The 19,841-nt window shown below is 69.0% G+C and carries 16 protein-coding genes and 1 pseudogene; 1 reads left to right on the plus strand and 16 read right to left on the minus strand.

Going from position 1 to position 19,841, the window contains the following annotated elements; all coding sequences use genetic code 11:
• Nucleotides 1-29 precede the first annotated feature (29 nt).
• The 16 genes and pseudogenes from atpE to thrC all read right to left on the minus strand — a co-directional run bounded on the left by atpE (nt 30) and on the right by thrC (nt 18,103).
• Nucleotides 30-263, minus strand: a complete 234-nt coding sequence (gene atpE / locus ABD810_RS32805; protein ID WP_344949733.1) for an ATP synthase F0 subunit C — start codon at nt 261-263, stop codon at nt 30-32.
• Between the two features lie 66 nt (nt 264-329).
• Nucleotides 330-1,121, minus strand: a complete 792-nt coding sequence (gene atpB / locus ABD810_RS32810; RefSeq protein WP_344949736.1) for a F0F1 ATP synthase subunit A — start codon at nt 1,119-1,121, stop codon at nt 330-332.
• Between the two features lie 288 nt (nt 1,122-1,409).
• On the minus strand, nt 1,410-1,841 hold the full coding sequence (locus ABD810_RS32815; RefSeq protein WP_344949739.1) for a Cg1360 family ATP-synthase-associated protein: 432 nt from the start codon (nt 1,839-1,841) through the stop codon (nt 1,410-1,412).
• A gap of 266 nt (nt 1,842-2,107) precedes the next feature.
• Complete coding sequence (locus tag ABD810_RS32820) at nt 2,108-3,349, minus strand: glycosyltransferase family 4 protein (RefSeq protein ID WP_344949743.1); 1,242 nt, start codon at nt 3,347-3,349, stop codon at nt 2,108-2,110.
• Nucleotides 3,350-3,409: 60 nt separating this feature from the next.
• A complete protein-coding gene (locus tag ABD810_RS32825) occupies nt 3,410-4,696 on the minus strand; it encodes a serine hydroxymethyltransferase (protein ID WP_344949746.1) in 1,287 nt (428 codons plus the stop codon).
• Nucleotides 4,697-4,825: 129 nt separating this feature from the next.
• Entirely contained in the window at nt 4,826-5,206 is a 381-nt protein-coding gene (locus ABD810_RS32830) for a hypothetical protein (RefSeq protein WP_344949749.1), read from the minus strand.
• A 16-nt stretch (nt 5,207-5,222) separates the two neighbouring features.
• Nucleotides 5,223-7,358 (minus strand): hypothetical protein, encoded by a 2,136-nt coding sequence (locus ABD810_RS32835; protein WP_344949752.1) that lies wholly within the window; start codon nt 7,356-7,358, stop codon nt 5,223-5,225.
• Between the two features lie 560 nt (nt 7,359-7,918).
• Nucleotides 7,919-8,588: pseudogene (locus ABD810_RS32840) on the minus strand (L-threonylcarbamoyladenylate synthase); the annotation flags it as partial.
• A gap of 58 nt (nt 8,589-8,646) precedes the next feature.
• A complete protein-coding gene (prmC, locus tag ABD810_RS32845; protein ID WP_344949755.1) occupies nt 8,647-9,501 on the minus strand; it encodes a peptide chain release factor N(5)-glutamine methyltransferase in 855 nt (284 codons plus the stop codon).
• A 24-nt stretch (nt 9,502-9,525) separates the two neighbouring features.
• Nucleotides 9,526-10,578 (minus strand): peptide chain release factor 1, encoded by a 1,053-nt coding sequence (prfA, locus tag ABD810_RS32850; protein WP_344949758.1) that lies wholly within the window; start codon nt 10,576-10,578, stop codon nt 9,526-9,528.
• A 114-nt stretch (nt 10,579-10,692) separates the two neighbouring features.
• Nucleotides 10,693-10,911 carry a 50S ribosomal protein L31 gene (gene rpmE, locus ABD810_RS32855; protein ID WP_344949761.1) on the minus strand — a complete coding sequence of 73 codons (219 nt, stop codon included), beginning with the start codon at nt 10,909-10,911 and terminating at the stop codon, nt 10,693-10,695.
• A 297-nt stretch (nt 10,912-11,208) separates the two neighbouring features.
• Nucleotides 11,209-11,856, minus strand: coding sequence for a response regulator transcription factor (locus ABD810_RS32860; protein WP_344949764.1), 648 nt, complete (start codon nt 11,854-11,856; stop codon nt 11,209-11,211).
• A gap of 22 nt (nt 11,857-11,878) precedes the next feature.
• Complete coding sequence (locus tag ABD810_RS32865) at nt 11,879-13,174, minus strand: sensor histidine kinase (RefSeq protein ID WP_344949767.1); 1,296 nt, start codon at nt 13,172-13,174, stop codon at nt 11,879-11,881.
• Nucleotides 13,175-13,512: 338 nt separating this feature from the next.
• On the minus strand, nt 13,513-15,567 hold the full coding sequence (rho, locus tag ABD810_RS32870) for a transcription termination factor Rho (RefSeq protein WP_344949770.1): 2,055 nt from the start codon (nt 15,565-15,567) through the stop codon (nt 13,513-13,515).
• Nucleotides 15,568-16,018: 451 nt separating this feature from the next.
• Nucleotides 16,019-16,954 carry a homoserine kinase gene (thrB, locus tag ABD810_RS32875; protein WP_344949773.1) on the minus strand — a complete coding sequence of 312 codons (936 nt, stop codon included), beginning with the start codon at nt 16,952-16,954 and terminating at the stop codon, nt 16,019-16,021.
• Between the two features lie 90 nt (nt 16,955-17,044).
• Complete coding sequence (gene thrC / locus ABD810_RS32880) at nt 17,045-18,103, minus strand: threonine synthase (protein ID WP_344949776.1); 1,059 nt, start codon at nt 18,101-18,103, stop codon at nt 17,045-17,047.
• A gap of 318 nt (nt 18,104-18,421) precedes the next feature.
• On the opposite strand from thrC, the gene ABD810_RS32885 reads away from it, so the two are divergent.
• A complete protein-coding gene (locus tag ABD810_RS32885) occupies nt 18,422-19,510 on the plus strand; it encodes a class I SAM-dependent methyltransferase (RefSeq protein ID WP_344949779.1) in 1,089 nt (362 codons plus the stop codon).
• Nucleotides 19,511-19,841: the final 331 nt, after the last annotated feature.

Below are 19,841 nucleotides of genomic sequence, written 5' to 3' on the forward strand. Positions count from 1 at the left end.
GCTGCCTTCCGTCAAGGCTGGTCAAGATGTCAGGCCCGGAAGGCGAACGCGAGCGCGATACCGATCAGAGCGAGCGCCTCGGCGAACACGAAGCCCAGGATCATGTTCTGGCGGATCAGGCCGTAGGCCTCGGGCTGGCGGGCGATGGCCTGCACGCCCTGACCGAAAATGATGCCGATGCCGATGCCGGGGCCGATCGCGGACAGGCCGTAGCCGATGGAGCCGAGGTTACCGGTCACTTCGGCGAGCAGACCACTAGACATGCTTAGGTTCCTTTTCTATCGACCAGTGGAGTGTCCACCGGGGTTCTGGCGGGGGAACGGGAAGTCTCAGTGTGCGGGGTGCAGTGCGTCGTTGATGAACATCGCGGCCAGCAGGGCGAACACGTAGGCCTGCAGCGCCTGGATGAACAGCTCGAAGGCGGTGAGCAGGATCGTCATGACGACCCCGAGAACCCCGAGGGGCGCGCCGAGCGGGGTCAGCTTGACGAACAGGAAGTGCCAGCCGACCTCGGAGAACAGCGCGACGATCAGGTGGCCGGCCATCATCGTGGCGAACAACCGGACGGCGTGCGTGATGTGCCGCAGGAAGAAGGTCGAGATGAGCTCGATCGGCGCGACCAGGAAGTAGATCCACTTCGGCAGGCCGGGAGGGAACATCACGTTCTTGAAGAAGCCGATCGGACCCTGGTGCTTGATGCCCAGGTACATCACCAGCACCCACACGCCGATCGACAGGACGGCGGGATAGCCGATCCGCGACATCACGGGGAACTGGATGAAGATGACCGAGCCGAACAAGTTCATGATCCACACGAAGAGGAACATGGTGAACAGCAGCGGCATCCACCGGTCGCTGTCCTTGCCGAGGTTCGGCCGGGCGATCTGCTCGCGGACGAACATGTAGGCCAGCTCACCGACGTTCTGGACACCCCTGGGCACCAGCTTGGGCTTGGAGAAAGCGCTGTAGGCCATGACCATGACCAGCACCGCGGCGATCAGCGCGTACAGAGCCGGCTTGTTGAACCATGCCTGACCTTCGACGAGCGGCGGCCATTCGAACAGGCCAAGCCCCGGAGCCTGAAACTCATCGGAGGCGAGAGGCGTCAGCGCGGCGCTCACTCGGCGTTCCCTTCGTCGTGATGATTGATCAGGAGGTCATCCAGTGGCCAGACCTTGAACGGGCCGGCCGGATGGAAAGTGTGAACAGGACGAGGACGCCAGGGCTCGATGGCTCCGGCAGATGTTCCTCTACCTTGTTTATCGCGCACGCGACAATAGCAGGCGCGACACTGACTAGTCATATCGGACCAGCCTTCAGAAACCTGCCCTCAGCCGTCCAGCAGTGACTCGTCCTGCCCCGTCTGCCAAGGTGAGTGTAGAGGAAGGCGCGACCCAAGATGCGACGCGTCACTTCTTGTTCTCCTCGAGCCGTCCCGGAACCTTGACGTCGGGGTCGACGTAGAGCATCCGGAGTTTCAGGAAGCCACGCGCCTCACCGATGGTCCAGCAGATCGTACAGATCACGACGGTCAGGCCGAACGCGCTCGGGCTCCACACCGTGGCGTCCTCGAAGTACTCCAGCGTCACCGCGAGCACGAGGATCTTGGCGAAGAAGGTGCCCATCGCCGCGGCCATCATCATCGTGGGCGAGATGCGCCCCGCGTAGGCGACGGCGATCAGGCTGATGGTGAAGAAGGCGGCGACGACCAGAACGCCGAGCCCGGCGCCCAGCGCACCCTTCGAGCCCGAGAGGAACGCGGCGACGATGACAGCGATCAGACCGACCAGGGCCGTGGGGATCGCGGCAGCTCTGAGAATGCGGAGATCGTTGTCCTGCATCGGCGCTCCAAACGAACAGTTGTCAAGCGAGCGATTGCTACCTCGCGGGCCGCGGGCCGTTCCTGCCCCGCTAGTGAAAGATATCACAAGCTCGGGCATCGGCGCCTTTACCTGGGATTTCATGCAGGTCAGGCGGCATTTTCACCCGATTTGCGACATGGCACGGGGACCGCGAGCGGCATGCCAGCCTCATTACGGACGGGTACGCGGAGGGCGGTCGCGGCGCGGTCAACCGCTCGCCGCGGAGACGTGCGGGCCGTCCACGGTCAGCCGGTCGTCGCGGGCGCATGGGGGCTCGCCGCCGCGCCGGGCACGGAGGGATCCTCCGTCGTCGGCCCGGAGCCGGGCGCCGGCCCTCGGCGGGCGGAGTGGGAACCGCCGCTCCCCCGGCCTCCACGGCCGGACCTCCAGAGCGGTAACCCCATCATCATGAGCACGACCAGCGCGAACAGCACGACGAGTGGGAAGACGATCAGCGGCACGCCGCCCACCGACAGGCCGACGACGGTCGCCGCGAACAGGAAAGTCCAGGCGTACATGATCAGAACCGTGCGCCGGTGCGAGTGGCCGATCTGCAGCAGGCGGTGGTGCAGGTGCCCGCGGTCGGGGGCGAAGGGCGACTTGCCGTACGAGGTGCGGCGCACCACCGCCATGATCAGGTCGGCCAGCGGGAGGACCATCACCGCGAGGGGAAGCAGGATGGGCAGCACGACCGGGAACCGGTTGATCTCGCGGTGGGCGATGTCGTAGTTGACCGTGCCCGTCACCGTGACCACCGAGGTCGCGAGCAGCAACCCGATCAGCATCGCGCCCGTGTCGCCCATGAAGATCTTGGCTGGATGGAAGTTGTGCGGCAGGAAGCCCAGGCACATCCCGATGAGGATGGCGGTGATGGCGGCCGTGACGCTGAGACGCCCCTGTTCCAGGTTCTCGGTGAGCGCGATCGTCCACGCGAAGGTGGCCAGCGCGGCGATGCAGACGATGCCCGCGGCCAGCCCGTCCAGGCCGTCCACGAAGTTCACCGCGTTGATGGACACGACCACCACCAGGATGGTGATGATCGTTCTGAGCGTGCTGTCGAGGCTTACGGTGCCCCCGTTGGGCAGGGGGATCCACAGCAGGGTGACGTTGAACGCGACGAGCAGCCCCGCCGCGGCGATCTGCCCCCCGAGCTTGATGAGGGCGTCCATCCCCCACCAGTCGTCGAGGAAGCCGGTCAGCACGATGACGCCACCCGCGAGCGCCAGCGCGATGACGGTCTGGCCGTCCCCCACCCTCGGATCGGCGAGCTTGGCGCCGATGTGTTCCAGACGGCTGGCCACGAACAGCCCCGCCAGCATCCCGGCGTACATCGCCAGACCGCCGAGACGCGGGGTGCGGACCGTGTGCACGTCTCTCTCACGGATCTCCGGCGCGGCGCCGATGCGCAACGCGAAGACCCTGACCAGCGGGACCAGCAGATAGGTGACCGCCGCCGCTACCAGCGCCATGAGAAGGTATTCGCGCACGAACCTAGTTTCCCGGATTGTCCGGTCAGATGTGACCGGAAAATTACACAGAACTGCACCTTATTCGTACGGGTACGCCGGGTGCCCTCGGGTGAGCTGTGTCACCCGCTCGGCAACAGACGGTACCGCACCCGGATCGCGTACGGCTTGCGCGACCATCGAGGCGATCTCCTTCATCTCGCTGACCCCCATGCCCTGGGTCGTGACGCACGGGGTGCCGAGCCGGATGCCCGACGTCACCGTCGGTGGCTCAGGATCGTAGGGGATCGCGTTGCGGTTGAGCGTGATCCTCGCACGGGCGCAGCTCTGCTCGGCCGTCGCCCCGGTCACTCCCAGACCACGCAGGTCGATCAGCGCGAGGTGGGTGTCGGTGCCGCCGGACACCGGGCGCATGCCCTCTGCCGCGAGCGCGTCGGTGAGCGCCCGGGCGTTGGCCACCACCCGCTCGGCGTACACCCGGAACTCCGGCCGCGCGGCCTCGCCGAACGCGACCGCCTTGGCCGCTATCGCGTGCATCAGCGGGCCGCCCTGGATGAACGGGAACACGGCGCGGTCGATCTTGGTGGCCAGCTCCGCAGTGCACAGGATGCCGCCGCCCCTCGGCCCGCGCAGGGCCTTGTGGGTCGTGAACGTCACCACGTCGGCGTGTGGTACGGGCGAGGGGACGGCGCCGCCCGCCACCAGGCCGATCGTATGGGCGGCATCCGCGAGCAGCCACGCTCCCACCTCGTCGGCGATGCCCCGGAACACGGCGAAGTCGATCAGCCGGGGATAGGCCGTGGCGCCGCAGACGATCAGCTTGGGCTGGTGCCGGATCGCCAGCTCGCGGACCTCGTCGTAGTCGATGGTCTCGGTGTCCCGCCGCACGCCGTACGCCACGACGTCGAACCAGCGTCCGGAGAAGTTCACCTTGGACCCGTGGGTCAGGTGGCCGCCATGGGGCAGCGCCATCGCGAGCATCGTGTCACCCGGCTGGAGCAGCGCGGCGTAGGCGGCCAGGTTGGCCGAGGCGCCCGAATGGGGCTGGACGTTGGCGTGATCGGCGCCGAACAGCGCCTTCGCCCGGTCGATGGCGAGCCGCTCGGCACGGTCGACCACCTCGCAGCCACCGTAGTAGCGCCGGCCGGGATACCCCTCGGCGTACTTGTTGGTGAGCGTCGAGCCGAGCGCGGCGATCACGGCGGGCGAGGCGAGGTTCTCGCTGGCGATCAGCTGCAACCCTCCGCGCAGGCGTGCGACCTCGTCGAGCAGGACCTGGGCGATCTCCGGATCCTCCCGCTGGAGCTGGGAGAAATCAGGCCCGTAGAACTCGTCAGCGTGCTCGTGGCCGCGCCCTCTCGCGTGCATGGCTCGCTCACCACCCCTATCCGCGCTGAAGCGCGTGCCGGCAAGGAACACCGATCTCCCCACTGTATGCCTCGGCCCGCCGGCCCGCGGTGACTCGGCGGCGTGATCGATTGAGGTCAGAGCCTCGAATCAGCTGTAGGCATGGGGAGCGGAGGACGCGGTCGGCACCCAGCGCGGCGTGTCGGCCGCCTGGTCGCTGATGGCGGTCAGCACGGCCTGGCGGTACATGTCGAGGCGATTACGCCACTCGGTCATGTCCTGGACGTAACGCTCGGCGACCGGCGCGTCCCATACGTCCCGGCTGCGGGCCATCTGGTACGCCTTGTCGAGCGAGGTGGTGAGCCCTTCGAGGAGCGGCTGGGCCTGCTGCCAGAGGTCGACCAGCTTCTGGTATTCGGGATTGAACCGCCAGTTGGTCGCCTGGCCGTCCGGGCTGAACGGGTCGGACGAGGACGCGGGCGGCGTCTCCCCTGGCTGGAGCGGCTGCGGCGCCGGCGGATCGGCGTACATCTCAGGCGGCCCTCCTCTACGAACCGGACGACGAACGTGAATCCGACCCCGACGAACCAGCGGCGCCCGATGAAGGAGGCGATCCTGACGGGGCAGCGCCGTCCGCGCGATAGGCATCCCCAGCGCCTGATTCCCCTCCCCCGTGGGACACCCGACCCTCGGCCTCGTCTTCCCCATCGTCGTACGAACCGTCCCAGGTGTACTCGTCCTGACCGGCGAACTGCCCCTGACCACCGTACGGATGCGGCCCGGCGTACTGACCCAGGTACTCCCCCCGATCGACGTCCTGCCCGGTGTACTGGCCGACGTCCTGGCCGACGTCCTGATGGATGTACTGGCCGACGTCCTGACCGGTGTACCGGCCCACGTCCCGGCCGACGTCCTGATGGATGTACTGGCCGGTGTACTCGCTGGAATGGTTGTCGCCGCTGTATTCGCCGTACCCGGACGCGTCACCGCCGGGGTTGTAGACCCCCGACTGGACGTGATCTCCGGCCTGGACGACGCCCTGAGAGCCACTGGGGCCCTGTTCAGCCGCCTGGCCACCCGTATCGGGGGGCAAAGGCGCCGAAGGCTTGGCGGAGCCGGACGGATCTTCGGGCTGGATGTAGCCGACCGGCCCGTCCGCGTGGGGATCGCCTGGGAGAGCTCCGTCCGGTGGGATCACCACAGGCTGTTCCATCGGCGGGATCTTGTCCATGTTCTGCATCAACCAGTGGAGATGCTCCGCGCTGGGCGGCTTCATGGTGACCTCGACGACCCTGACACCGTCGACTTCGATCACCCGGGTGCGCTCCTCAGTGGTGTCGATGTCATGGGAATTGTCGGCCTTGGGCGTATCAAGCTGCCCATCGGGACCGGCCTGCGGCGCATCACCCGTAGGAGGCGCCGCCTGCGGCGGACCTCCATTCGGCGCGGAATCCACATTGGGGCCCGAGTCACCCGACGGAGGACTTGCTTCCGGAACGGTGTCACCCGTCGGAGCGGGACCCGCCTCCGGTGTCGACTCCCCCGTGGGAGACGGACTTGCCTCCGGCGTCTCCTCACCCGTTGGAGAGGGGTTCACGTCCGGAACAGAATCACCCGTCGGAGCAGGATCGGCATTCGGAGTCGACTCGCCCGTGGGAGACGAATCGCCGTTCGGAGTGGACTCCCCTGTGGGAGACGGTTCTGCTCTCGGAGTCGGATCACCCGTCGGAGCGGGGTCGGCATTCGGCGCCGACTCGCCTGTGGGAGATGGGTCGACCTTCGGCGGGGGATCACCGGTGGGAGTGGAGTCGCCCGTAGGAGACGGATCGGCCTTGGGAGCAGGCTCGCCAGTGGGAGCGGAGTCGCCCGGAGGAGCCGGCTCGACCCTGGGAGCAGAGTCGCCCGGAGGAGACGGGTCGACCCTGGGAGCAGAGTCGCCCGGAGGAGACGGGTCGGCCTTCGGGGTCGGATCGGCCTTGGGCGGGCTGTCGCTCTTGGGAGGGGGATCCGACTTGTCAGCCTTGGGGGCGTCCTGCTTGTCGGGCTTGTCCGCCTGAGGCGCATCCTGCCTGTCCGCCGGCGGCGACTCGACCTTGTGCGTCCTGTCCTGCGTGTCGCCCTTCGGCTCCTCATGCCTATCAGGCTTCGGAGCGGGATCCGACTTGTCGCCCCTGGGCGCGTCGTCCTTGTCGTTCTTGTCGGCCTTGGGCGCGTCGTCCTTGTCGTTCTTGTCGGCCTTGGGCGCGTCGTCCTTGTCGTTCTTGTCGGCCTTGGGCGCGTCGTCCTTGTCCTTCTCGGACTTGGGGGCGTCTTCCTTGTCCTTCTCGGACTTGGGCGCGTCTTCCTTGTCCTTCTCGGACTTCGGCGCGTCGTCCTTGTCCTTCTCGGACTTGGAGTCCTGCTTGTCGGGAGCGGTCTGCTTCATGCTCTTGGGACCGGGCACCGTGTCGTTCTGCTTTTCCTGCTTCTCCAGCAGGACGAGCCGGGCGCTGACATCCCGGACCAGGGTCTCGCCCGCCTCCGCCACCTGGGCGGGCCTATGGGTCGCCGGAACGGACAGACCGGCGGAACTGGTGAGCTGGGTGATGCGGGACTCGACCGTGCGCATCTGCTTACCGGCACGCCCGACCTCGGCCAACAGATCACGGACCAGCTTCGGGTCCATTCCGTCCAGCTTGCCCATGGGCGTCTCCCGTGCTCGTGGTCGCCGCTCCCTGTGGTCCGCTCACTGGAGAGGGCTCGCACCCGCTCGCAGCCATGCTCCCTCGCTACAGCCCGTCACTCAAGAGCACAGACGCACTTCACGGTACTGAGATGAGCCTGCGATACGGCTCCGCGATAGCCATACGGCATGAGTCACGGCAGGTGCCACCCACGCCAGGACCGCTCTCAGCCCCCACTGCCGGCTTGGCCGGGCACGTCAGTCGACCGGCTTCTCCGGGACACCGGCCTTCGAACGGGAAAGGTCAACCGGCTTACCGGGAGCGCGATCAACCGCCTCAGGAGCGTCAGCAACCGCTTCAGGAGTGTGATCAACCGCTTCAGGAGCGTCAGCGACCACCTCAGGAGCGCCAACCGGCTTACCCGGGACCTCCGGCGTCGTCACAGGCGCCTCAACCGCCTTGCCGGGAACATCGGAGCCCCCATCAGTACCCTCACCGGGAGCCTCCGGGGTGACGACAGGACCCTCCTCGGGCGTACCCGGGACATCGGAGATCGCATCAGGAGAGCCGAGCGGCTTGTCGGTGTCCGGCTCGGGCTCCGGGTCGGCGTCCGTGGCGACGTAGCCGATCACGCTGCGGAGCTTCTCGACCGGGATCGCACCCTTACGCAACACTCGCGGCACGGCCGTCGTCAGGTCGATGATCGTGGAAGGGGTGTTGTCGGTGCACGCACCGCCGTCGAGGTAGACGGCGACCGCGTCCCCCAGTTGCTCCTCCGCCTCCGCCGCGGTCGTCGCGGCCGGGGCGCCCGACCGGTTGGCGCTGCTCACCGCCATCGGACCGGTCTCCTTGAGTAGCTCCAGCGCGACACCGTGCAGCGGCATCCGGATCGCGACGGTGCCCTTGGTGTCGCCGAGGTCCCAGTTGAGCGAGCGGCTCGCCCGGCAGACCAGCGTCAGCGGACCGGGCCAGAACGAATCAATCAGATCCTGCCCATAGGTGCCGAGATCCTCCACCAGGGCGCCGGCGGCTCGTACGGTGCCGACCAGCACGGGGACGGGCATGTCCCTGCCCCGCCCCTTGGCCTCCAGCAGCGCCGCGACCGCCGAAGGGGTGAAGGCGTCGGCACCGATGCCGTAAACGGTGTCCGTCTGGATGACCACCAGCTCGCCCGCGCGGATGGCGGACGCGGCATCGGCCAGCCCGGCGGCACGCTGTTCGAGGTCAGAACAGTCATAACGTCGACTCACGACTAGTCATCCTCCCACTTTGGTGGGGCAACACCGCCCGGGATGCCGGTGCGCGCCCCTATTCCTGGCCGAAGCGTGCCGTGACGAAACGATCGCGGTTCGCCAGATCGGCATGGTTACGCGCGTCCCGCCAGCCTCGGTCCTCGGAGAACACGAGGTAGACGGCCGAACCCTGCTGGTCCGCGTGCTCGACGGCCACCAGGCCGCCCGGCCGCAGGAGCCGCCTGGCCGTACGCTCGACCGCGCGGACCTCGTCCAGACCATCCTCCCCCGAGCCGTACAGAGCACGGGACGGGTCGTAGTCCCGCACCTCGGGATCGCGTGGCACGGCCCCCGGCGGGATGTACGGAGGGTTGGAGACGACCAGGTCCACCTGGCCGTCGAGCTCGGGCAGGCAGTCGGCGAGATCCTCGGGATGCAGGGACACGCGGCCCTGACCGTGCTCCACGATGTTGCGCTTGGCCCAGCCGTACGCCACCGGATCGACCTCGACCGCGTGCACCTGGGCGAGCGAAACCTCCTGGGCGATCGACAGGGCGATGGCACCGGAACCGGTGCCGAGATCGACCACGACCGGGGACGCGACGTCCATCTCGCGCAGCCGGTCGATCGCCCAGCCCGCGACGACCTCGGTCTCCGGGCGGGGCACGAACACGCCGGGGCCGACCTCCAGCGAGAGATAGCGGAAGAAGGCACGCCCGGTGATGTGCTGGAGCGGCTCCCGCGCCTCGCGCCTGGCGATGCCCTCCCAGAACAGCGCGTCGAAGTCGGAGTCGGGCACTGTGTGGAGCTGGCCGCGCCGCACGCCATGGACGAACGACGCGATCTCCTCAGCGTCGGTTCGCGGTGAGGGCACTCCCGCCTCGGCGAGCCGGGCGGTGGCGAGCGCTATCTCGTCCATCAGCAGGGTCATGGAAGTTTTCGTCAGTTATGTGGATTACGAGTGGGCGGCGAGCTTGTCTGCCATCTCGGCGTCGGCCAGGGCCTGGATGACCGAGGACAGGTCACCGTCCAGGACGTGATCGAGGTTGTAGGCCTTGAACCCTACGCGGTGGTCGGAGATGCGGTTCTCCGGGAAGTTGTAGGTGCGGATGCGCTCAGATCGGTCGACCGTTCGCACCTGCGACTTGCGCTCGGCGGAGGCGGCGGCGTCGGCCTCCTCCTGGGCGATGGCGAGCAGCCGCGCCCGGAGGATCCGCAGGGCGGACTCCTTGTTCTGCAGCTGGCTCTTCTCGTTCTGGCAGGACACCACCACCCCGGTCGGGACGTGGGTGATCCGCACCGCCGAGTCGGTGGTGTTGACGCTCTGCCCACCGGGGCCGGAGCTGCGGAAGACGTCGATGCGAAGGTCGTTGGGGTCGATCTGCACCTCGACGTCCTCCGCCTCGGGGTAGACGAGAACGCCCGCCGCCGAGGTGTGGATGCGGCCCTGCGACTCGGTGACCGGCACGCGCTGGACCCGGTGGACCCCGCCCTCGTACTTCAGGCGCGCCCAGACCCCGTCGGCGCCCTTGCCCTTCACCGCGACCGTGACGTCCTTGTAGCCGCCGAGATCGGAGTGCTGCGCGTCGATGATCTCGGCCTTCCAGCCGATGCGCTCGGCGTACCGGAGATACATGCGGAGCAGGTCGCCGGCGAACAGGGCCGACTCCTCGCCGCCCTCCCCCGCCTTGATCTCCATGATGATGTCTTTGTCATCGTTGGGGTCACGCGGGACGAGCAGGTGGGTGAGCCGCTCCTCCAGAGGGGCGATGCGGCTCTCGAGCTCGACGGCCTCGTCGGCGAAGGCCTGGTCCTCCGTGGCCAGCTCCCTGGCCGCCTCAAGGTCGTTGCGCACGCCCTCGAGCTCCCGGTAGACCGAGACGATGGGCGTGAGCTGGGCGTAGCGCTTGCCGAGGGTCCGCGCCCGGTTCTGGTCGGCGTGCACAGAAGGGTCGGCGAGCTTCTGCTCAAGCTCCGCGTACTCACCGAGCAACTCGTCGAGGTTCACCGTGCGTCCTTCTTCCTTCACCAACCGGGCAAGAACCGGGCCATCACCAAGAACGCCGACCCGGGCACGCCCCCAGAGGACAGGGGCGGTTCCGGGCCGGCGTTACTCGCCGAGCTACTTGCTCGCGGGCTTCTTGCCGAAACGCTTCTCGAAGCGGGCCACCCGGCCGCCGGTGTCCAGGATCTTCTGCTTGCCCGTGTAGAACGGGTGGCAGGCGGAGCACACGTCGGCGTGGATCACGCCGTTCTTGGCGGTGCTGCGGGTGGTGAAACTGCTCCCGCAGCTACAGGTCACCGTCGTGGTGCCGTATGCGGGGTGGATGTCGGGCTTCATGTCAATCCTCTCTGGCGCGGTCGCCGGGTCGCCTTCGCCTCTCGCGGTCAGGTGACTCGCGGGCGGGCGGGAACCGGAACCGCCATGATGGCTCGGCTACCAGTGTGCCAGATCCTGTAACCCCGCCAGGCCATCGGTCATTCCCGGGACCCCGACGATCGCCCCACGCCCCACAGGACGAACACCCCCACCGAACCTGCCGCCGAACGGGCAAATCCCCGAAACCACCGACTTCCCAGACCACGCCCAGACACGGCGACACGGCCCCACCCGGCAGTACCTGCCCGGCCGGAACGCCTAGACGCGGCCGAGATATGCCAGGACGGCTAGTACGCGGCGGTGGTCGTCAGGTGCCGGGTCGAGGCCGAGTTTGCCGAATATGCCGGAGATATGCTTTTCGACCGCGCCGTCGGTGATCCGCAGCCGCCCGGCGATCGCGTTGTTGGACCGGCCCTCCGCCATGAGCCCCAGCACCTCCGACTCCCTGGCGGTCAGCGAGTCCAACGGCTCACCATGCCGGCGGCGGCTCAGCAACTGCACGACGACCTCGGGGTCGATCACCGTGCCGCCCGCCGCCACCCGTCGCACCGCGTCGAGGAACTCGGCCACGTCGGCGACCCGCTCCTTGAGGAGGTAGCCCACCGCGGCCGCGCCTCGCCCGATGAGCTCGGTGGCATAGCGCTCCTCGACGTACTGCGACAGCACGAGAACGGGCAGGCCGGGCATCAGAGCCCGCGCCTCCAGCGCCGCGCGGAGGCCCTCGTCGGTGTGGCTCGGCGGCATGCGCACATCGACCACCGCCAGGTCGGGCCGGTGCTCCCGCACGGCCGCGACCAGCCCCGGGCCGTCGCCGGTCGCGGCGACCGTGTCGATGCCCCCGTCGGCGAGCAGCCTGATCAGGCCCTCTCTCAGCAGCACGGAGTCTTCCGCGATCACCACTCGCACGGCGGCCGCCCCAGGAGAACCATCACCACTCGTACGGTAACCGGGCGCGGATGAGCGTGGGGCCGCCAGGCGGGCTCTCGACGGTCAACGCGCCGTCGATGGTGGCCGCGCGGTCGGCCAGCCCGGCCAGGCCACCGCCTGGACGCGGCTCCGCGCCACCGATGCCGTTGTCGCGGACCTCGACCACGACACGATCATCCTGCCTGCTGACCCGGACCGACGCCTCGGTGGCCACCGAATGCTTGGCCATGTTCGTCAGCGACTCGGCGACGATGAAATAGGCGATGCTCTCGACCGCGGCCGGTGGCCGATCGACGATCTCGACCGACACATCCACCCGCACGGGCGCCCGGGCGGCGAGCGCCGAGAGGGCCGCGTCGAGGCCCCTGTCGGTCAGGATGGCGGGATAGATGCCCCGCGCGAGATCGCGTAATTCGGTGATGGCGGCCTTGGTGCCCGCGTGGGCCTGGGCGAGCAGGTCTCTGGCCTCCTCTGGATGGGAGTCGAGCTTCGCCTGCGCCCTCCCAAGGTCCAGGACCACCGCGAGCAGCCGTTGCTGGGCTCCATCGTGCAGGTCTCGCTCGATCCTGCGCCGCTCGGCCTCTGCGGCGTCCACGCCTCTGGCCCGGCTCGCCCTCAGGTGCATGACGCGCGCCTCGTCGCCGGGGCCGAGCAGCGCCACGGCGAGCGTGCCGTGGAGCCAGGCCATGCCCCGCACGATGTAGAGCGTGGCCGCCAGGAGCAGCACCCCGCCTAACGCCCAGGGAAGCGACTCGATCAGGTTGTCGACGACCAGGCGATCGGTGATCACCGTCGTATGGCCCAGCGCCACCAGGACCGGCTGGGCCATCAGCGCGACGCAGCAGGCCCACAGCACCATGGACACGAAGAACTCGACCAGGCCCAGCGGGAGCAGGAGCAGCAGGTAGCCCAGATCTTTCCAGGTGGCCGGATCGCCGAACAACCACCCGAGATGGCGCGCCACCCCCCGCTCAGGCCTCGGCCGGTAGGGATCGGGAATGGTGACACCCAGGGTGAGCCGCAGGAGACGGCGCTCCAGCATGGCCCCACCCCGCCAGAGCAGCATGGTCAGCACGAAAAGCGGCAGGCCGACCCAGATGATGATCATCAGCAGCGAGAGCGGCAAGGCCACCGACAGGATCACGAACCACGCGAGGCCGAAGGCCACACTGATCAGCAGATAGGGAGCGGCCCGCCAGGTCATGGGATCGACGAGCAGGCCCAGAGGCCCGCGAGGACCCAGCGGCACCCGGTGGCGCAACGGCGGCTGCCGTGTCACCACCACCTCGGCGGTCATCCGCACGCCCCTCCCGACGAGCCCGGCCGGTGCCATCACCCGACCGGAACAGCACGAGCCTGCCAAGCCTTCGAGCGGGACGCCATGGAGCAGGCGCGAGTCCTCCAAGTAGGGCTGGCCCTACCCCGGCAGGCACGGGCCTTCGCGAACATCATGCCCGCCCTGAGCCCGAAGAGCCCGCCGTACGAGCAGATCGGCGCACGCCGACGTACCGGCGTGAATGGACGCGGGCGTGAAGAAGGGCGGCAGGCTGGGGGCCTGCCGCCCTTCCTTGGTTCGCGATCACCGCGGGACCGGACGTACCGTGCCGGCTCGGAGAACCGGTGTCGACGGGACGGCTAGTCGCGGTCGCGCTCGGAGCTCACCGTGGTCTTCTGGACCTGGAGGAGGAACTCCGCGTTGGACTGCGTCTCCCTCATCTTCTCCAGGAGGAGCTCGAGCGCCTGCTGCATGTCGAGGGCGTGAAGCACCCGGCGCAGCTTCCAGACGATCTGCAGCTCGTCCCTGCCCATCAGGATCTCTTCCTTACGGGTGCCGGACGCGTCGACGTCCACCGCGGGGAAGATGCGCTTGTCGGCCAGCGACCGGTTGAGCTTGAGCTCGGCGTTGCCGGTGCCCTTGAACTCCTCGAAGATGACCTCGTCCATCTTGGAGCCGGTCTCCACCAGCGCCGTGGCGAGGATCGTCAGCGAGCCGCCGTTCTCGATGTTGCGAGCGGCGCCGAAGAAGCGCTTGGGCGGGTACAGCGCGGTCGAGTCGACACCACCGGACAGGATGCGTCCGGACGCCGGGGCCGCCAGGTTGTAGGCACGGCCGAGACGGGTGATGGAGTCGAGGAGCACGACCACGTCGTGGCCCAGCTCCACCAGGCGCTTGGCACGCTCGATGGCGAGCTCGGCGACGGTGGTGTGGTCCTCGGCGGGCCGGTCGAAGGTCGAGTGGATGACCTCGCCCTTCACCGACCGCTGCATGTCGGTGACCTCTTCCGGACGCTCGTCCACGAGCACGACCATCAGGTGGCACTCAGGGTTGTTCCGGGTGATCGCGTTGGCGATCGACTGCAGCACCATCGTCTTACCGGCCTTCGGCGGGGAGACGATGAGACCGCGCTGGCCCTTGCCGATCGGCGCGACCAGATCGATGATCCGGGTCGTGAGGATGTTGGCGTCGGTCTCCAGGCGCAGCCGCTCCTGCGGGTACAGAGGCGTGAGCTTGCTGAAGTCGGGGCGGTTCCGCGACTGCTCGGGGTCCATGCCGTTGACGGTGTCGAGCCGGACCAAGGCGTTGAACTTCTCGCGCCGCTCGCCGTCACGGGGCTGCCGGACCGCGCCCGTGATGACGTCGCCCTTGCGCAGGCCGTTACGGCGGATCTGCGCCAGCGAGACGTACACGTCGTTGGAGCCCGGCAGGTAACCGCTGGTGCGCACGAACGCGTAGTTGTCGAGGATGTCGAGGATGCCGGCGATCGGGATGAGGACGTCGTCGTCACCGATCACGGGCTCGTTGCTGTCGAAGCGGTCGCGGCCCCGGCGGTTGCGCTCCCTGAACCGTCCACGACGGCCACGGCGGTCGTCATCGGTCTCGGGACCGCCACGGCCCTGGTCGCGCGTCTGGTCACGGCCCTGGTCGCGGGACTGCTCACGGCCCTGGTCACGGCCCTGGTCGCGACCCTGCTCACGGCCCTGGTCACGGGACTGCTCACGACGGCCCTGGGCGTCGCCCGCGTCGGCGGCGCGCTGCTCGGGGCGGCTGTTGTCGTTGCGGTTGTCGGGGCGGTTGTCGCCACGCTCACGCCGGTCGCTGCCACGGCCGCGGCGCTCGCCACGCTCGCCGCGCTCGGAACGGTCGGTGCGCTCGGTGCGCTCGCCACGCTCCCGGCGGGACTCGCCCCGCTCGGGGCGCGCCTCGGCCTGACCGGCCTCGACGGCGGCGGAAACGGGCGCGGCGGGTGCCTGCTCGACAGGCTGCGCCTCGACGACGGGGGCCCGCTCTTCGCGGGTCCCGACGACGGTCTCGACCTGGGCCAGGCGGGAACGTTCCCGGCGGGCACGGGTCGGGCGCTCGGCCACCGGCTCGGCCGTGACCGCGGGCGCCGCAGTGGCCGCGGTGGCCGTGGGAGCCGGAGCGGCCTTGGTCTCCGCGGAGGGAGAGGCACCGTCAGCAGTTACGCCCTGCTTCTCCTGGATGGCCGCGATGAGCTGGCTCTTGCGCATCCGTCCGGTCCCGCTGATGCCCAGGCTCGACGCGAGAGCCTGCAACTCGGGCAGCACCATGGCGGACAAGCCGGTGCCGGAGCGACGGCGCGGCTTGGCCGCGGCGCGGGTGGGGGTGTCGCCGGCGGCCGGCGGCACTGAGCCGGTGGCGTCGGAGAGGAGTTCGGTGGTGTCGCTCAACTAAAAGGTCCTTCCCAGGGGTCGGGCGCCGGCCACGATCAGCGAGGCGTCCCGGTGGTGCGACCCGGCGGGACAGACCGGGTCGGGCTATGCGAATTTCTAAGGTGTCGGGAAGCCGGTGCGTCGAACCGGCACATGGCCGTCACCGTCGAGTTTCGCGAGCCGTTGGGGGCCCGGGGGTCGCCCCCCGGCTGGTTACCGCCGACCAGATGTCGATGTCCGTCGAACGCGCATGTCCCCGATTACGCCGCTTCTCGTCGTGCCAACCGGATGTGGACCAACCGGAGGTGATCAATTCGGGAAGCCCGCTGTGCGGCCTCCGTCTTGCGACGAGAGGCGCGATCCAGCGATGTATGGCTGACAAGCACGCACCCGCAACGGGGGCATCTGGTGCGGCTATCAGCCTAACATCACCAGCGCACACTGCTATTCCCTGAAGGTCGAAGATGCATCAGCGTGTCTCGGGAAATTGAACGCTCGCGCCAGACCGGTCGACGTCCAATGGCTGGATGTGCCAGTCACTACCCACTTCCGACGCGATCAAATCATGGGTATCCGCTGTTCCAAAGGCGAGAACCGTGGGACCGGCTCCCGACACGACGGCGGGCACCCCCGCCATACGGAGACGCTTTATCAGATCAGCCGTGGCCGGCATCGCAGGCGCGCGGTAGATCTGATGCAGACGATCTTCGGTGGCGGCGAGCAACAACCCGCTCTCCGGCCGCTGGGTAAGCGCCGCGATGAGCAGGGCGGCGCGTCCGGCGTTCGCCGCTGCGTCGGCATGCGGCACGTCCTTCGGCAGGAGCCCGCGCGCCACCTCGGTGGAGAGCCGGGTTCTCGGCACATACACCACAGGTCGGACGCCCCCATGCGGGCTCAACTTCAGCATACGCGGACTTCCGGACAGGTGGGTCCACGCGATGGTCAGCCCTCCGGACAGGCAGGGAGCGACGTTGTCGGGGTGGCCCTCCATCTCGGTGGCGAGCGTGAACACCTCCTCGTCCGTCATGTCCGGCGCGGCCAGCGCCCTGGCCGCCAGGATGCCCGCGCAGATGGCGGCGGACGAGGAGCCGAGGCCCCGCGCGTGGGGGATGCGGTTGTGGCATCTGAGCCGGATGCCCCGGGGCTGCGACACGCCGGCCCGATCGCAGGCCGCCCGAATCGCCCTGATGATCAGGTGTGCCTCGCCGGTGTCGAGCTCACCCGCGCCCTCGCCCTCGACGTGCACCTTGACCAGCCGGGCGTGCGCCGAGCCGGGCACGTCGTCGAAGATCTCGGCCTCGACCTCGTCGTACAGGCCGAGGGCGAGCCCGAGCGAATCGAAGCCCGGCCCGAGATTGGCACTGGTGGCGGGCACCCGAACGACAACGGTCCTGCTCGATGCCATAGGTCTCCTCGATTTCGGCGATCTCGGGCGATCGCGGAACAACCGCGGCCGGACAGCCGCCCGGCGGGGCGAGCCGCGGGCTCGGCCGGGTCAGGCCAGCTCGAGCGCGCCGGCGGCGGCGAAGGCGTCGACCGGGATCGTCAGCGGGGTGGGCGCCCCGGAGATCGCCCAGTCGGGGTCCTTGAGGCCGTTGCCCGTCACGGTGCACACGACGCGCTCGCCCTGCCGCAGAAGCCCCTGCTCATGGGCCTGGAGCAGGCCAGCGACGCTGGCGGCCGAGGCGAGCTCGACGAACACGCCCTCTTCCTGGGCCAGGAGCTTGTACGCCGCGGCGATCTGCCGGTCGGTGACGGACTGGATGGCTCCCCCGGACTCGTCACGGGCCGCTTCTGCGAGCTTCCAGGAGGCCGGGTTGCCGATGCGGATCGCCGTGGCGATCGTGTGCGGGTGGGTGACGGGGGCGCCGTTGACGATGGGCGCCGCGCCGCTGGCCTGGAATCCGAGCATGCGCGGGGTGCGCGTCGACACACCGTCCGAGGCGTACTCGCGGTAGCCCATCCAGTAGGCCGAGATGTTGCCGGCGTTGCCGACCGGAATGCAGTGGACGTCGGGCGCGTCGCCAAGAGCGTCGACGACCTCGAAGGCGGCGGTCTTCTGCCCCTGGAGCCGGTGGGGGTTCACCGAGTTCACCAGGGCGATGGGGTAGTTGTCCGCGAGCTTTCTCGTCATCTCCAGGCAGTCGTCGAACGAGCCGTCGACCTGGAGCAGCTTGGCGCCGTGGACGAGCGCCTGCGCCAGCTTGCCCATCGCGATCTTGCCGCGCGGCACGAGGACCGCGCAGGTCAGCCCGGCACGGACGGCGTAGGCCGCGGCGGAGGCGCTGGTGTTGCCGGTGGAGGCGCAGATGACCGCCTTCGCGCCCTCTTCCACGGCCTTGCTGATGGCGACGGTCATGCCGCGGTCCTTGAAACTGCCGGTGGGGTTGAGCCCCTCGACCTTGAGATGGACCTCGCAGCCGGTCAGCGCGGAGACGCGTCTCGCCGGGACCAGCGGTGTGCCGCCTTCGAGCAGGGTGACCACGGGCGTCGTCGTGGTCACGGGGAGCCGGTCACGGTATTCCTCGATAAGGCCACGCCACGCCCTGAACATCGCTGCTCCTCCCGCGCTCGGCCCAGCATCGAACGGGCTCGACAGCGCGTAACCATGGGTCCGCTACCAGCGGTATCAGGCACCGAGTCTACGGGGGCCGGGATGCTCACCGCGTCCCCTGTCCACAGGCTGGACGACCCCTGCCGGCGCCCGGCGCCGGTCTCCGGCGGCCTGGCCCTGGACGGCACCCCTGAAGAAACCCCGTATCCTCACTGTCTCTTTACCCCCGTTTGCCCCAGAATTGGGGAAACATCGGTTCCGAAACGGGCGCCATCAGTCCCGGACATGGGGCCACAGCAGCATGCCCGAAGGGGAGCCGTGCCCGACGACCAGGTGTTCCACACTCGTCATGGCATCGATGTGGACACGATCCGCGAACGTCCCGGTCATGATCCCCTCAGCGCGAGCAGGACCCGTGAGGCGGACCACCACGACCGCCTGCACTGGCTTCTCGACCACCTGCCGGCGAGCCGCCCGGGCCGCCCGGTGGCCGTACTCGACCTGGGCTGCGCCGAGGGCGACCTCTCGCTGCTCCTCGTCGAGCGGGGCGACGCGGTGACCGGGATCGACGTGGACCCGTCCGCGATCGCCCGCGCCCGCCTGCGCCGGGACCGGCTGCCCGCGGACGTGGCGGCGCGGATGGAGTTCACGGTGGCGGACGGGCACGGGCTGGAGGGCGTCGCCGACGCGGCATTCAACGCCGCCGCCCTTGGAGAGCTCCTCGACCACGTCGGGGATCCCGTCCAGCTCCTCGGCGAGCTCCACCGGACGCTCCGGCCCGGCGCGGCGCTCGTCTTCACGGTGCCCTACGGCGCGGCCAGGGAGCCGGGCGGGCGAGGTGAGGATGCCGAGCGCCGCCGGATCTTCTACCACGGGAGCCTCCGCCACCTGGTCGAGCCGCTCTTCGAGATCCGCGAGCTCACCGTGTTGCGACGGCATCTGGCCGGAGTCGCCGTACGCCGCGACGAACCGCGCGGCACGCCCGGTTTCGCGCTGAGCCGGGCGGAGACCGCGTTCCTCCAGCGGGAACGTGCGCTCAACGCGGAGATCGACGAGCTGCGGACGCGCTGCGCCGACCTTGCCGCGTGCGAGAGCACGCTGAGGGGCGCCGCGCAGGATCTGCTCGCCCGCAACGCCGAGCTGCGCGCCGAGGCCGCCCGCCTCAGACACCGGGTGACGCGGCTCGAAGGCCGTCTCTCGGAGTACCGGCAGGTGATCGCCCGCCTGCGCCGGTCACGAGCATGGCGGGTCATCACGGCCTACCGTCGCTTGCGCTACCCCACCGGCCGGGACGCCGCCGCCCAGCCCGCCACGAAGCGCCCTGTGATCATCACCGGCTCCACCACCGCCCCCCGGCCCGCCCTGCCCGAACCACCTGCGACGGCATCGAGGACTCCGGCGAGGTGATCTTCGGACAGGCGCACGCGCAAGGACCGTGACGCCTCGGACGCGGATCCTGAGATAGGGCCAACGCGCCCCAGCGGAAGCGCGTCCCAATAGGGTGTGTCCCGATCCGCCCCGTACGAGTAAAGGCGCATGTCAAGATCGCCGATAGGCGCGCACACCTCGGGCAGGTGGCGGATTCCCAGGTCGTGGCCGTCCTCGAGGGGCAGAGGCCTCTAAGGAACCTCACAGGATGCTTGTATAGGGTCGGCTCCGGCGGCGTACCGAACCGACGAAGGAGCGATCATCTTGACCGCCTCCCCACGGAGGAACCGGAGGCAGGGGTTTCCTCCTC

This window comes from Sphaerisporangium flaviroseum, assembly GCF_039537005.1.
Taxonomy (GTDB): Bacteria; Actinomycetota; Actinomycetes; order Streptosporangiales; family Streptosporangiaceae; genus Sphaerisporangium; species Sphaerisporangium flaviroseum.